This is a genomic window from Mycobacterium sp. NGS27, assembly GCF_059813005.1.
The window spans coordinates 471918-485704 of sequence record NZ_JCALDT010000001.1; the positions used below are offsets into that span (position 1 = coordinate 471918).

At 67.5% G+C, this 13787-nt stretch carries 13 protein-coding genes; 6 read left to right on the forward strand and 7 right to left on the reverse strand.

Annotation, left to right across the window (positions count from 1 at the left end):
* Window positions 1–61 precede the first annotated feature (61 nt).
* The 3 genes from AC5Y30_RS01915 (at window position 62) to AC5Y30_RS01925 (ending at window position 2563) form a co-directional block, all read left to right on the forward strand.
* On the forward strand, window positions 62–1081 hold the full coding sequence (locus tag AC5Y30_RS01915) for a class I SAM-dependent methyltransferase (RefSeq protein ID WP_499916726.1): 1020 nt from the start codon (window positions 62–64) through the stop codon (window positions 1079–1081).
* Entirely contained in the window at window positions 1081–1899 is an 819-nt protein-coding gene (locus tag AC5Y30_RS01920; protein ID WP_499915816.1) for a serine hydrolase domain-containing protein, read from the forward strand. The genes AC5Y30_RS01915 and AC5Y30_RS01920 overlap by 1 nt, the downstream gene beginning before the upstream one ends.
* A 151-nt stretch (window positions 1900–2050) precedes the next feature.
* Window positions 2051–2563, forward strand: coding sequence for a DUF3145 domain-containing protein (locus tag AC5Y30_RS01925; protein WP_067132670.1), 513 nt, complete (start codon window positions 2051–2053; stop codon window positions 2561–2563).
* Here AC5Y30_RS01925 and AC5Y30_RS01930 read toward each other — a convergent pair.
* Window positions 2560–3492, reverse strand: coding sequence for a diacylglycerol kinase (locus tag AC5Y30_RS01930; RefSeq protein ID WP_499915819.1), 933 nt, complete (start codon window positions 3490–3492; stop codon window positions 2560–2562). The genes AC5Y30_RS01925 and AC5Y30_RS01930 overlap by 4 nt on opposite strands.
* Window positions 3489–5069 (reverse strand): FAD-binding oxidoreductase, encoded by a 1581-nt coding sequence (locus AC5Y30_RS01935; protein ID WP_499916728.1) that lies wholly within the window; start codon window positions 5067–5069, stop codon window positions 3489–3491. Before AC5Y30_RS01935 ends, AC5Y30_RS01930 begins: the two co-directional genes overlap by 4 nt.
* A gap of 47 nt (window positions 5070–5116) precedes the next feature.
* On the opposite strand from AC5Y30_RS01935, the gene AC5Y30_RS01940 reads away from it, so the two are divergent.
* Both AC5Y30_RS01940 and AC5Y30_RS01945 read left to right on the forward strand, forming a co-directional pair.
* Window positions 5117–5686: a TetR/AcrR family transcriptional regulator gene (locus AC5Y30_RS01940; protein WP_499915821.1), complete on the forward strand. Its 570-nt coding sequence runs from the start codon at window positions 5117–5119 to the stop codon at window positions 5684–5686.
* Window positions 5683–7224 (forward strand): glycerol-3-phosphate dehydrogenase/oxidase, encoded by a 1542-nt coding sequence (locus AC5Y30_RS01945; protein WP_499915823.1) that lies wholly within the window; start codon window positions 5683–5685, stop codon window positions 7222–7224. The genes AC5Y30_RS01940 and AC5Y30_RS01945 overlap by 4 nt, the downstream gene beginning before the upstream one ends.
* 14 nt (window positions 7225–7238) lie before the next feature.
* Here AC5Y30_RS01945 and AC5Y30_RS01950 read toward each other — a convergent pair whose 3' ends face one another.
* The gene (locus tag AC5Y30_RS01950) at window positions 7239–7610 is read right to left on the reverse strand and encodes a hypothetical protein (RefSeq protein WP_499915825.1); all 372 of its coding nucleotides are present in this window, start codon (window positions 7608–7610) and stop codon (window positions 7239–7241) included.
* Between the two features lie 192 nt (window positions 7611–7802).
* Between AC5Y30_RS01950 and AC5Y30_RS01955 the strand changes: the two genes are divergently transcribed.
* Window positions 7803–9347 carry an FAD-dependent monooxygenase gene (locus AC5Y30_RS01955; RefSeq protein WP_499915827.1) on the forward strand — a complete coding sequence of 515 codons (1545 nt, stop codon included), beginning with the start codon at window positions 7803–7805 and terminating at the stop codon, window positions 9345–9347.
* A 72-nt stretch (window positions 9348–9419) separates the two neighbouring features.
* On the opposite strand, the gene AC5Y30_RS01960 is transcribed toward AC5Y30_RS01955, so the two are convergent.
* From AC5Y30_RS01960 to acpM, 4 genes are read right to left on the reverse strand one after another with little or no spacing between them, the layout of a single operon-like run.
* Complete coding sequence (locus AC5Y30_RS01960) at window positions 9420–10841, reverse strand: acyl-CoA carboxylase subunit beta (RefSeq protein ID WP_499915829.1); 1422 nt, start codon at window positions 10839–10841, stop codon at window positions 9420–9422.
* Window positions 10842–10874: 33 nt separating this feature from the next.
* Window positions 10875–12134 (reverse strand): 3-oxoacyl-ACP synthase KasB, encoded by a 1260-nt coding sequence (gene kasB / locus AC5Y30_RS01965; RefSeq protein ID WP_499915831.1) that lies wholly within the window; start codon window positions 12132–12134, stop codon window positions 10875–10877.
* A gap of 26 nt (window positions 12135–12160) precedes the next feature.
* Window positions 12161–13411 (reverse strand): 3-oxoacyl-ACP synthase KasA, encoded by a 1251-nt coding sequence (gene kasA / locus AC5Y30_RS01970; protein ID WP_499915833.1) that lies wholly within the window; start codon window positions 13409–13411, stop codon window positions 12161–12163.
* Window positions 13408–13755 (reverse strand): meromycolate extension acyl carrier protein AcpM, encoded by a 348-nt coding sequence (gene acpM / locus AC5Y30_RS01975; protein WP_007770614.1) that lies wholly within the window; start codon window positions 13753–13755, stop codon window positions 13408–13410. Before acpM ends, kasA begins: the two co-directional genes overlap by 4 nt.
* Between the last annotated feature and the right edge of the window lie 32 nt (window positions 13756–13787).

The following is a 13787-nucleotide window of genomic DNA, read 5'->3' on the forward strand; positions in this document are numbered from 1 at the left end:
ACCGGGTGTAGCGTCGCTGTGCGTGACGGCTTTGGAAACCACCGAAGAATTCACCGAACGGATGACCGCGGCGATCGACGGCGCCAGCCTGTCGCTGTTGCTGAGCATCGGGCATCAGACCGGCCTGCTGGACACGATGGCCGGGATGGCACCCTCCACCAGCGAGCAGATCGCCTCGGCTGCCGGGTTGAACGAGCGCTACGTCCGAGAGTGGTTGGCCGGCATGACCACCGGCCGCGTGGTCGAGTACGACCCCGGCACCGCCAGTTACTCGTTGCCCGCGGAGCGCGCCAAGGTGCTGACGCGCGAGGCCGGACCGGACAACCTGGCCCTGGTGACCCTGCTGTTTCCGGTGCTCGCCGAGGTCGAACAGAAAATCATCGGGTGCTTCCGCGCCGGCGGCGGTCTGCCCTACAGCGAGTTTCCCCGCTTTCACGCGTTGATGGCCGAGCAGAGCGGCGTCGTGTACGACACCGCGTTGGTCGACGTGGTGTTGCCGTTGGTGGGCGGCCTGGTGGAGCGCCTGCGGTCCGGAGCCGAGGTCGCGGATTTCGGCTGCGGCAGCGGACACGCCATCAACGTGATGGCACAAGCGTTTCCGGCCAGCCGCTTCACCGGGATCGACTTTTCCGAGCAGGCGATTGCCACCGGGATCCGGGAGGCCGAGGAGCTCGGCCTGACCAATGCGGCCTTCGAGAGCCACAATCTGGCTGACCTGGACAAGGCGGACGCCTACGACGTCATCACCGTCTTCGACGCCATCCACGATCAGGCGCAACCGGCGCGCGTCCTGGAGAACATCTACCGGGCGCTGCGGCCCCGCGGCGTGCTGCTGATGGCCGACATCAAGGCGTCGAGCCGGCTCGAGGAGAACGTCGGCGTGCCGATGAGCACCTACCTGTACACGACGTCGCTGATGCACTGCATGACGGTGTCGCTGGCGCTGGACGGGGCCGGACTGGGCACCGCCTGGGGGACGCAATTGGCCGTCTCGATGCTGGGCAATGCCGGATTCGCCGACGTGAGCGTGGCCGAGATCGAGTCGGACCCGATCAACAACTACTACATCGCCCGGAAGTGATGGCGGCCCTCGACGCCCTGAACGACTGGCCCGTCGGGGCCGCCGCCGCGGCGGTAATCGGACCCGATGGTGTGCTGGCCAGCCACGGCGACACCGGGCGGGTGTTCGAACTGGCGTCGGTGACCAAGCCGCTGGCCGCCCGGGCCGTGCAGGTCGCTATCGAGGAAGGGGCGGTCGACCTCGACACGGCCGCCGGGCCGCCCGGCGCGACCGTCCGCCACCTGTTGGCCCACACCTCCGGTCTGTCGATGCACTCCGACCAGGTGCTGGCCGCGCCCGGTGCCCGCCGGATCTATTCCAACCAGGGCTTCACCGTGTTGGGTCAGACCGTGGAGCAACAGACCGGCATCGAGTTCGCGCGCTACCTGACCGAGGCGGTATGCGAACCGCTGGGCATGGCGGCGACCGTCCTGGAGGGCGGCGCGGTGGCCGCCGGATTCGGGGCGAGGTCGACGGTGGCGGACCTGGCGGCGTTCGCCGGGGACCTGTTGCGCCCGGTGACGGTCTCGCCGGACCTGCACGCCGAGGCGACGACCGTGCAGTTTCCCGGTCTGGACGGCGTTCTGCCCGGTTACGGGGTGCAGCGGCCCAACGATTGGGGGCTGGGTTTTGAGCTCCGGGACACGAAATCGCCGCACTGGACGGGCGCGGGTAATTCCGCGCGAACGTACGGACATTTTGGCCAAGCAGGCGGTTTCATCTGGGCAGATCCCCAAAAAGACCTGGCGCTGGTGGTGCTCACGGACCGGGAATTCGGGGACTGGGCGCTGGGGCCGTGGCCGGCGATTTCTGACGCCGTGATAGCCGCTTACAGCTAGTGGGAAACGCACACTAGCGCAACAGGGGTATCACAAGGCACAATAGACACGCACGACACACAAAAAATCGAAGAATTCAGCACGCTGCCCTGTTTGTCGGGTCCGCAGGTCGTTGGGGAAGACGTCCCTCGTGGAACCGAAGGAGCAGGATATGCGAGCGTCGAACCAATTCGCCGACGTGACGACCGGCGTGGTGTACGTGCACGCGTCACCCGCGGCGGTTTGCCCGCATGTCGAGTGGGCGTTGTCGTCGTCCCTGGGCGCCAAGGCGAATCTGACCTGGACGCCCCAGCCGGCGATGCCCGGGCAGCTGCGCGCGGTCACCAACTGGGTCGGTCCGGTGGGCACCGGCGCCAAACTGGCCAACGCGCTGCGGTCCTGGTCCGTGCTGCGGTTCGAGGTCACCGAGGACCCCAGCCCCGGAGTCGACGGCCACCGCTTCAGCCACACCCCACAGCTCGGCCTGTGGAGCGGCGCGATGAGCGCCAACGGCGACGTCATGGTCGGGGAGATGCGCCTGCGGTCGATGATGGCCCAGGGCGCCGACACCTTGGCGGCGGAACTGGACTCGGTGCTGGGCACCGCCTGGGATGAGGCACTCGAGCCCTACCGCGACGGCGGCGACGTCGGAGAGGTGACCTGGCTGAGCCGGGGCGTCGGTTAGGTTTCCCGCTCGCCAGTGGGCCGCAGGATCTGCAGCGCGCCCGGCACCGCCGAGATCTCGGCCGGCAGCGCGCAGGCGAAGTCGCCGTCGGCGTAGACGTTGATGCCGGGGCACTCCACGTGGATTGACCGGGCCCTGGCCGTGCTCACCTCATCGAGGTTGACGTGGGTGCCCTTCATCACGGTGGGGAACAGTCGGACCAGCTTGGTGCGGGATGCCTCGTGCACCATGGTGATGTCGAGCAGACCGTCGGTGTAGTCGGCGCCGGGGCAGATCCGCATCCCCCCGCCGTAGCTGCGGGTGTTGCCGAAGGCGGCCAGCGTGATGTCCGCGTCGACCTCTTTGATGCCGTCGAGAATTAGGCGGAATGGCAAAAGCCGCAGCTGCGACAGCTCGGCGAGCATCGCGACGTAGTAGCGCAGCCGGCCGTGTGGCCAGGTCATCCGGTTGGCGCGGTCGGTGACCAGCGAATCGAAGCCGGTGGCCGCCACCGTGCCGAACCATTTCTCGACGCCGTTGCTGTCCCGAATCAGGCCCAGGTCAATGGATTCCGTGCAGCCGTCGACGACGATGTCCGCGGCGGCCTCGGCATCCTTGGTGGGAATGCCGAATTCGCGGGCGTGGTCGTTGCCCGTGCCGGCCGGAATGACGCCCAGCGGGATGTCGGTGCCGGCCATCACCTGCAGGGCGTTGGAGACGACGCCGTCGCCTCCGGTCACCATGACCGCGTCGGCGCCCTTCTCCAGGGCGGCGCCGACCAGGTGCCGCGCGTCTTGCGCATCGTCGCCGATGATTTCGACTACTTCCACGCCCCGGCGGTGCAGCCGGGCGATCGCGAGCTGGGCGGCGCGGACCGCGGCGCCGTGGCCCGACACGGGGTTGGTCAGCGCGATCACCTTGGCGATTTCTCGGCGGCGCGGCGGTGTCACGGAATCAGCTTGCCGGGGTTGAGAATTCCGGCCGGATCCAATGTCTGCTTGACCGCGCGTAACACCTGCACTCCCAGCTCGCCGATCTCGTCGCGCATCCACGGGCGGTGGTCGGCACCGACCGCATGGTGGTGGGTGATGGTCCCGCCGGTGGCCATGATGGCATCCGACGCCGCCTTTTTGGCGGCCTTCCATTGCTCGATCGGGTTGCCCCGTTGCCCGGCGACGACGGTGAAGTACAACGAGGCGCCTTCTGCGTAGACGTGGGAGATGTGGCACATCACCAAGGCGGGAGTGCCTGTCGCGGCGAGCGCGTCGGTAAGTGCTTGGGTGACAGCGGCTTTGAGCGCGGGAACGTTCGACCAGTTGGTGGCGGTCTCCAGCGTTTCGCACAGCGCACCCGCCGCGAGCAGGGAATCGCGCAGGTACGGTGCGCCGAACCGGCCGCGCTCCCACGCCTGCGCCGGACCGTCGCCAAACGAGGTTCCGCCCCGCGCCGCCAGCAGAGCGCTGGTTTCGGCGTGCCGGCTTTCGACGTGTTCCTTGGTGCCCTCGAAGGCGGTGATGGCCAGGCATCCGCCGGTGATCTGGGACTCGCCGATCGACTCGGTGGTGGCCAGGTTCACTCCGGTCTCGGCTTCGTCGGAGAGCCGAATGACGGTGGGGCCGGTGGCATTCTGGGTGACGGCGCGCAGGGCCGCGGCCCCGGTCTCGAAATCGGGGAACGACCACGCCTCGTAGCGGACGGCTTCCGGCGCGCGGTGCACGCGCAGCCGTACCTGGGTGATGACGCCCAGGGTGCCCTCCGAGCCGATCAACAGCTGGCGCAGGTCGGGACCCGCGGCGGATTCCGGCGCGCGACCCAGGTCCATGGTGCCCACCGGAGTGACCACCCGTAGCCCGCGCACCATGTCGTTGAACCGGCCGTAGCCCGCCGAGTCCTGACCGGAGGAGCGCGTCGCGGCGAAGCCGCCGATGGTGGCGTACTCGAAGCTCTGCGGGAAATGGCCGAGCGAAAAGCCTTGTGCGCCAAGGAGTCGTTCGGCTTCCGGGCCGGTGACCCCGGCCCCGAAAACGGCCTGGCCGGACACGTCGTCCAGCGAGATCAGTTGGTCGAAGCGCCGCAGATCCAGCGAGACGACGGCGGAGAACTCCCCACGGTCGGGGTTGAGGCCGCCGACCACACTGGTGCCTCCGCCGAAGGGCACGACGGCGATGCGGTGTTGCGTGCAGTGGCGCAGGATCGCGGCAACGGCGTCGTCGTCACCTGGCAGCAAAATCGCGTCGGGCGCATCCTGCACGCCACGCTGCGCGCGGTTGAGCAGGTCAATGGTTGACTTGCCGCCCGCATGCAGCAACCGATCGGGGTCCGCGGTCCGACAGTATTCGGCGCCGACGATGGCGGCCAGGGCCTTGTGATCGGACTGCGACAACGCCGACGGGCGCAATTGCACCTGGTCGGGTTGCAGTTCGGCCGTGCGGGACCCCTCGACCCCCACGGCCTGTTGCAGCAATGACCGGATCCCCTCCGACAGCGGCTTGGCCGCGGCGGGATCTCCCCATGCGTTCCATTTCATCGGTGGCAAAAGCCCCTGAGGGTCGGTCATGCGTTACAGTATTACACATGCTGTCAATCCGTAACAAAGAGCTGGACACCGGCGAGCGGATCCTCGCGGCGGCGGGCAGCTGCGTGGTGGACTTCGGCGTGGACCGGGTGACGCTAGCCGAAATAGCCCGACGCGCCGGCGTCAGCAGGCCGACGGTGTACCGGCGGTGGCCGGACACACAGTCGATCGTGGCGGCGCTGTTGACCCAGCACATCACCGAAGCGATGCGCGACGCGCCGTTACTCGGGGAGGATCGCGAATCGCTTGTGCGACAAATAGTCACGGTGACCAATCTGTTGCGGGCCGACCGATTGGTGATGTCGGTACTGCACTCGGATCTCGCGTCGACGTACATCACCGAACGCCTGGGGACGAGCCAGCGCATGCTGATCGACGCGCTTGCCGCCCGGCTGCGGGCGGCTCAACGGCACGGTAGCGTCCGGCGCGGGGACCCCGTCCAGATGGCGACCATGGTGCTGCTGATCGCGCAATCGACCATTCAGTCGGCCGGGATCGTCGAGTCGATGCTCGACGCCGATGCGCTGGTCACCGAACTTGCCCACGCACTGAATGGATATCTGTCGTGATACCTGACCCGACCGCCTTGAATGCCACGCGCCGCGCGGCCGATCTGACCGCACTCGCCGACGGTGAGCCGTTGGACGTGGTGGTGATCGGCGGCGGCATCACCGGTGCCGGGATCGCGTTGGATGCCGCGGCGCGCGGGTTGCGGGTGGCGCTGGTGGAAAAGCACGATCTCGCGTTCGGCACCAGCCGGTGGAGTTCCAAGCTGGTCCACGGCGGGCTGCGCTACCTGGCGACTGGCAACGTCGGCATTGCCCGCCGGAGCGCCATCGAGCGGGGAATCTTGATGACGCGCAACGCCCCTCACCTGGTTCGTGCGATGCCCCAATTGGTGCCGTTGCTGCCGTCGATGAGTTCGGGCAAGCGGGCGCTGGTGCGCGGCGGGTTTTTGGCCGGTGACGCGTTGCGGTTCCTCGCCGGCACCCCGGCGTCGACCCTGCCCCGCTCGCGCCGGATCTCGCCAGGGCGTGTCGTGCAGATGGCGCCCACCGTGCGACGCGACGGTCTGGACGGTGGCTTCCTGGCCTACGACGGTCAACTGATCGACGACGCCCGACTGGTCACCGCGGTCGCCCGTACCGCGGCGCAGCATGGCGCCCGAGTTTTGACCCACGTGTCGGCATCGCGGGCCACCGGGACCTCGGTGCGACTGACCGACATGCGCGGAGGGGGATCGTTCGACGTGTCGGCGGGCGCCGTCATCAACGCGGCCGGGGTGTGGGCGGCCGAGATCGACGGCTCGCTGCGGTTGCGGCCCAGCCGCGGCACGCACCTGGTGTTCGATGCCCAGGCCTTCGGGAATCCGACTGCGGCGCTGACCATTCCGATTCCCGGTGAACTCAACCGCTTCGTTTTCGCCATGCCCGAACAGCTGGGCCGCGTCTATCTGGGGCTGACCGACGAGGCGGCTCCCGGCGCCATTCCCGATGTGCCCGAACCCTCGGTCGAGGAGATCACGTTCCTGCTCGACACGGTGAACACCGGATTGGGGACCGGGCTCACCGCCACCGACGTGATCGGCGCCTACGCCGGGCTACGGCCCTTGATCGACACCGGCGAAGGCCGCACCGCCGACGTCTCCCGCGAACATGCCGTCGTGGAGTCGGCGTCGGGGGTGATCAGCGTGATCGGCGGCAAGCTCACCGAATACCGCTATATGGCACAGGATGTGCTGGACCGCGCGATCCGGGTACGGCGGCTGCGCGCCGCGAAATGCCGGACCCGCAATCTGCCGCTGATCGGAGCGCCGGCGAACCCCGGGGTGATCGCCGCGACGGACACCGCGCTGCCGGTGTCACTGGTGCAGCGTTACGGGGCTGAGGCGTCCAAGGTGATTGCCTCCGCCACCTGCGAACGCCCCACCGAACCGGTCGTCGAGGGAATCGACGTCAGCAGGGCGGAATTCGAATACGCGATAACCCATGAGGGCGCGCTGGATGTCTCCGACATCGTCGATCGGCGGACCCGGATCGGGTTGGTGGCGCGCGACCGGGAGCGCGTTGTTCCGGTGGCAACCGAGTTCTTGGCGCGCGTCGGCTAAGCGGCGCCAGGCGCCTAGTCCGACGACTTCTTGGAGTCCTTGGAGTCCTCGTCGTCCTCGTCGTCCTCGGAGTCATCGTCGTCGGAGTCGTCCTCGTCGTCATCGTCATTGGAGTCTTTGGAGTCGTCGTCCTTGGAGTCCTTGGAGTCCTCGTCGTCCTTCGAGTCCTTGGAGTCGTCGCCGCCCTTCGAGCCCTCGGTCTCGTCGGAATCCGCGGCCTCTTCGAGCTTGGTTGCGAACTTCGTCAACAGGCCGGCGAGGTCACGGGCCTCTTCGGCCGAGAGCGAATCATCGAATACACGCTCGTCGCCATCGGAGATGCGCTCGAGGCGAACCGCATTGTCCTGGATGCCGACGTCCCACCGGCCACCCTCTTCACGACCCATCCGATGCCCCTTTCGATTAGGACGTCACCAACTGCAGACGCGTTGAGCGTTGTTTACCCACTCCTGCTGATGGCGCAACGGCCTTTAGCTGGAATTTCTGGAAGCCGTCCGACACGCAGCAAACTGCGGCTATATGAGAGTCAATATCGAATGGTAGTCTCTGTCAAAATACTGCCTTCGGAGGTGAATGCGATGACGACGCGTGTCCCGGTTTTGATCGTCGGAGCCGGCGTCGGCGGCCTCGCGACGTCGACGCTGCTGGCCCAGCACGGCGTGCGCTCGCTCCTGGTCGAGAAGCGACGGGAATTCTTCCTCTACCCGAAGGCCCGCAACCTGAGTTTCCGCAGCTCGGAGATTCTGCGCGGCTTGGGGCTTGGCGACGAGGTGCGAGAAGTCGCCGAACACGTCTCGGCGCTGGTGCTCAAGCGCACGCTCAACAGCGCCGCGCAAGAGCCGGCGCTCGACGTCGACGCGATCTTCGCCGGCCTGGACGAGGTCAGCCCCGAGCCGGCGGCGCAGTATTGCCCGCAGAGCCGGCTCGAGCCGATCCTGCGCGACGCGACGAGACGGGGCGGCAGCGAAGTGCGCTATGGCACGGCACTGTCCTCGATCGAGATGGACGAAACCGGAGTCACCGCGGTGGTGCACGACGCGGAGTCGGGAGAGTCGGAGACCATCCGCGCCGACTATCTGGTGGCCGCCGACGGCGTGCACAGCCCCATCCGCGAATGGCTGGGCATCACCACATCCGGGTACGGCGCCCTGCCCATCTATGTCGTGTTCGTCTACTTCCGGGCGCCATGGCGGCACTTCATCCCGGAGTTGCACGACGGTGACGGCGTGCAGGTCAAAAACGACGACGTGGATGGCATATTCCTGGTCGCCGAGGGCGATCTCGGCATGTTCATCACCACCTACTTTCCCGGCGCAGGCGAGACGGCCGAACAGTTCACCCCGCAGCGCTGCCGCGAGGTGCTGACCAAGGCGATCGGCGAACCGATCGACATCGACATCATCGAGGTCGCGGCGTGGCAACCATACGAACGAGTGGCCGACCAATTCGATTGCGGGCGAGCATTTCTCGTCGGCGATTCGGCGCATACCATGCCGCCGTTCAAAGCCGGAGGTGCCAACACCGCCATCCAAAGCGCACACAACCTGGCGTGGAAACTCGCTGCCGTCCTGCGCGGCACCGCCGCGCCGGAGCTGTTGGCGACTTACCAGGCCGAGCGTCATCCGGTGGGCCGATTCGCCGCGCGTCAGTCGCTCACCGGGCCGTCGGCGGCGCTGCTGCGGGCGGGTGGCGATGCGCCGCAATTGCCGGCCGACGAGGAGCGCTCGATGTTCGCCCTGCTCATCGGGTACCGGTACCGTTCGGCCGCGGTGGTGACAGCTGACGCGGACGGCGGCGGCTTGGTGGAGGAATTGCGCGCCCAGCCCGGCACCCGGCTGCCGCACGTCTGGGTGCGCGAGGGAGTCTCGACGCTCGATCTGCTGGGACCCCGATTCACCGTGCTGTCCGGGGACGAGCGCTGGTGTGCGGCAGCGACTTCGGCGTCGCTGGCCGCGCACCGCTTCTACAGCGACGAGTGGGCGGCGGTCACCGGGCTGCCGCCGGAGGGCGCGCTGCTGATCCGGCCGGACGACTTCGTCGGGTGGCGCGCCGAGGAACTCCCCGTCGATCCCGAAGGGGAACTGCGGCAAGCCCTTTCGGCGATCCTGGGCCGCGGGCGCTAGGGCGCGAGCAGACGCAAAAGCCCCGCGACACGCCGTGCGTCGGGGGCTTTTGCGTCTGCTCGCGAGAAAAAGTTACAGCGGGATGTTCTTGTGGCGACCGCGGCGGGCGGGCGCCTGGGCCAGCGCCTCGGTGAGCTTGCTGCGGGTGTGCGACGGGTCGATCTTCTCGTCGACGACGCCGATCTCGATGGCGCTGTCCACGCCGCCCGCGATCCGCTCGTGCTCGGCGGCCAGCTCGTCGTGCAGCGCTTCGCGCTCGTGGTCCGCCGCGGCGGCCAGCTTCTTCTTGTGCAGAATGCCGACGGCGGCCTTGGCGCCCATCACCGCGACCTCGGCGTCCGGCCACGCGTACACCTTGGTCGCGTTGAGCGACCGTGAGTTCATCGCGATGTAGGCCCCGCCGTAGGTCTTTCGGGTGACCAGAGTGACACGCGGAACCGTGCACTCGCCGAACGCATGCAACAGCTTGGCGCCGCGGCGCACCACGCCGCCCCACTCCTGGTCGACACCGGGCAGGTAGCCGGGCACGTCGACGACCACGACCAGCGGAATGCCGAAGGCGTCGCAGAGTCGCACGAAACGTGCCGCCTTCTCGGCACTTTCGGAGTTCAGGCAACCGCCCAACCGCAGCGGGTTGTTGGCCAGCACGCCGACCGTGCGGCCGGACAGCCGGCCCAGGCCGATCACCATCGACGGCGCCCAGTTGGCCTGGAACTCGTCGAACGGCGTCTCGGCGTCGAGGATCGCGGCCACGATTGGGCGCACGTCGTAGGCGCGCCGCGACGACTCGGGCAACAGCGCGTGGATGTCGGTGTCACCGGCCTCGGCCTTGTCCCGGTCGAAATGCCCTTGCTGGCAGAACAACCCGACCAACCGGCGGCCGCGCTCGTAGGCGTCGAGCTCGTCGTCGGCGACGATGTGGCACACCCCGGACTTCTTGTGGTGGGTTTCCGGGCCGCCGAGCGAGCACATGTCCACGTCCTCGCCGGTGACGCTGCGCACCACGTCGGGCCCGGTGACGAACACCCGGCTTTCCGGGGCCATCACGATGACGTCGGTCAGGGCCGGCCCGTAGGCGGCGCCGCCGGCGGCGAAGCCGACGACCACCGAGATCTGCGGGATGTAGCCGGACGCCCGGATCATCGCCTCGAAGACCAGGCCGACCGCGTGGAGTGCCTTGACACCCTCGGCCAGCCGGGCACCGCCGGAGTGCCAGATGCCCACGATCGGGCTCTGCTCCTCGATGGCGGTGTCGTAGGCGTTGACGATGTGCGTGCACCCCTCGATGCCCATCGCGCCGCCCATGACGGTGCCGTCGGTGCAGAACGCGATGGTGCGCACGCCGTTCACGGTTCCCGCGGCGGCAAGCACGCCGGAACGATCGCGCTCGTGCAGCAGCTCGACGGAGTCATCGTCGAAGAAATTGCTCAAGCGCAACAGCGGGTCGCGAGGGTCGAGCGACTCGCCAACCGTCTCGGGGGCCGTGATTGTCATCGCAGGTCTCCTGATATTCGGTGTTGCTCGGGTTTAGTACCGCCCGAAGGCGATGGCCACGTTGTGTCCGCCGAACCCGAACGAGTTGTTGATCGCGTACTCGTAGTTGCCCGGCCGTGTTTTGCCGGCCACGACGTCGAGGTCGATTTCGGGGTCGAGGTTTTCCAGGTTGAGCGTGGGCGGGACCACCTGGTCGCGCAGCGCGAGCACGGTCAGGATGGATTCCACGGCTCCGACCGCGCCCACCGAGTGGCCCAGCGCGGCTTTGGGGGCATAGACGGCCGCGTTGCCGCCGTGAGCGCCCAGCGCGTTGTTGATGGCCTTGCTCTCGGCGACGTCACCGACGGAGGTGCCGGTGGCGTGGGCGTTGACGTGGTGAATATCGCTGGGGGACAGGCCCGCGAGCTGGATGGCCCGGCTCATGGCGTGCCCGGCGCGTTCGCCGTTGGGGTCCGGCGCCACCATGTGGTAGCCGTCGGAGGTGATGCTGGCGCCCATGATGCGGGCCAAGATGTTGGCGCCGCGGGCTTTGGCGTGTTCCTCGGTCTCGATGACCATCAGCGCGCCGGCCTCGCCGAACACGAAGCCGGTGCGGTCGCGGTCGAACGGGCGACACGCGCCCGCCGGGTCGTCGTTCTTGGTCGACATCACGATGCGCATCTGGGCGAACGCCGCAATGGGCACCGCTTCGATACGCGTTTCCACACCGCCGCAGATCGCGATGTCGGCCTCGCCGAACACGATGTTGCGCCACGCCTGCGCCACGCCCTCAGAACCCGACGCGCAGGCCGACACCGGCGTGATCACCCCGGCCTTGGCCTGGCGCTCGAGTCCCACCGCCGCCGAGGCGCCGTTGGGCATGTACTTCTGAACGCCCAGCGGAGAAACGGCCTTCATGCCACGAGCGCGCATGTCGTCGTAGCTGAAGACCATCTCCTCCGACGAACCCAGACCGGTTCCGATCGACACCATCAGGCGATTGCTGTCGACCTCGGGGGAGCCGGCGTTCTCCCAGACCCGGCGGCCCAGAATGGTGGACATCCGCTGCAGGTAGCCCGTCCGGCGCAACTCGATGCGGGTCATTTGGCTGTCGAATTCCTCCAGCAAATGCCCGCCGATGCGCACCGGCAGGTCGAACTCCTCGACGAACGGATCCTCGAGTTTGCGGATACCACTTTGGCTGTCCAACAACAGCTTCCAGGTGTTCTCGGCATCAGTAGCCAACGCGGTCGTCATGGCGATGCCAGTGACGACCACGTTCGGGAGCGTTTTCCCGGTAACCAGCTCTGTCATGGGTCTTGCGAACGTTCCTTCCGTGCTCAGTAACGCCCGAAGGCGAGTGCCACGTTGTGGCCACCGAACCCGAATGAGTTGTTGATCGCGTAACGGAAATCGCCGTAGCGGGGTTCGCCCGCGACAACGTCCAAATCGATCTCGGGATCGGGTGTTTCGTAGTTGAGTGTTGGCGGTATCACGCCGTCCCGAAGGCTCAATACCGTGAGAACAGACTCCAGAGCTCCGACGGCACCAATGGAGTGCCCCAGAGCCGACTTCGGTGCGTACACCGCCGCTTCCTGGCAACCGGCGACCCGAATGGCGTTGGCCTCGGCCGTGTCGCCGATCGGCGTCGCGGTGCCGTGCGCGTTGACGTGGTCAATGTCCGCCGGCGACAACCCCGCCAGCTCGAGCGACCTCGTCATCGCCCGGCCGGCACGGACGCCGTCCGCCGCGGGCGCCACCATGTGGAAGGCGTCCGAGGTGATGCCGGCACCCAGCAACCGGGCCAGTGGCTTGGCGCCCCGGGCCTTGGCGTGCTCTTCGGTCTCGATGATCATCATCGCCCCGGCTTCACCGAACACGAAGCCGTCGCGGTCCTTGTCGAACGGCCGCGATGCGCGCTCAGGCTCATCGTTGCGCGTCGACATGGCCCGCATCATCGAGAACGCCGCGATCGGCAGCGCTTCGATGGGACCCTCGACACCGCCGCAGACGGCGAAGTCGGCGTCGCCCATGACGATCTGACGCCACGCGTGCGCGATCGCCTCCGAGCCCGACGAGCAGGCCGAGACCGGGGTGATGACCCCGGCGCGAGCGCCGAGCTGCAGGCCCACCACCGCCGCGGCGCCGTTGGGCATGATCATCTGAACCGCGAGCGGCGACACCTTGCGGGGGCCACCCTCGTTCATCAGGTCGTAGCTCTCCACGATCCGTTCGGCGCCGCCGAGCCCGGTGCCGACCACGACCGAGAACCGGTCGGGGTCGACCTCCGGACTGCCGGCGCTCTCCCACAACTGACCGCTGAGCAGTTTGGCCAACCGCTGTACGTAGGACATGCGGCGCAAGTCGAGCCTGCTCATGTGTTCGTCGATGGGCTCCTTGAGGTGTCCACCGATCTTGACGGGCAGGTCCCACTTGGTGATGAACTCGTCTTCGAGGACGTGGATGCCGCTCTCGCCGGCCAACAAACCCTTCCACGTGCTCTCGATGTCCGGCGCGATCGATGTCGTCGCCGAGACGGCGGTTACCACAACGCTGGGGTAACCGCCATTAGCAGTGGAAGGCTTGCTCACTTGCTGTCCGCTTCCAGCCTCGACTTGACGTTCGCGACCGCCTCGGGGTTCTCGGTCTCCAGCTTGGCGCGCAGCGCCTCGGCAGCCTCGGGGTTCTCTTCCTCGAGCTTCTGGATGTAGGAGACGACGTCACCGACGGTGCGAAGACCGGCGAGGTCCTCGTCGGGGATCTTGACGCCGTACTTGTCCTCGGTCTGAACGGCGATCTCGACCATCGACAGCGAGTCGATGTCCAGGTCGTCGACGAAGGACTTCTCCGGGGTGACCTCGGAGGGCTCGATACCGGTTACCTCTTCGATGATCTCGGCGATACCGGCGATGATTTCTTCCTGGCTGACGGCCACAGCGTGCTTCCCTTCGTAATGTGTTGTGTGTT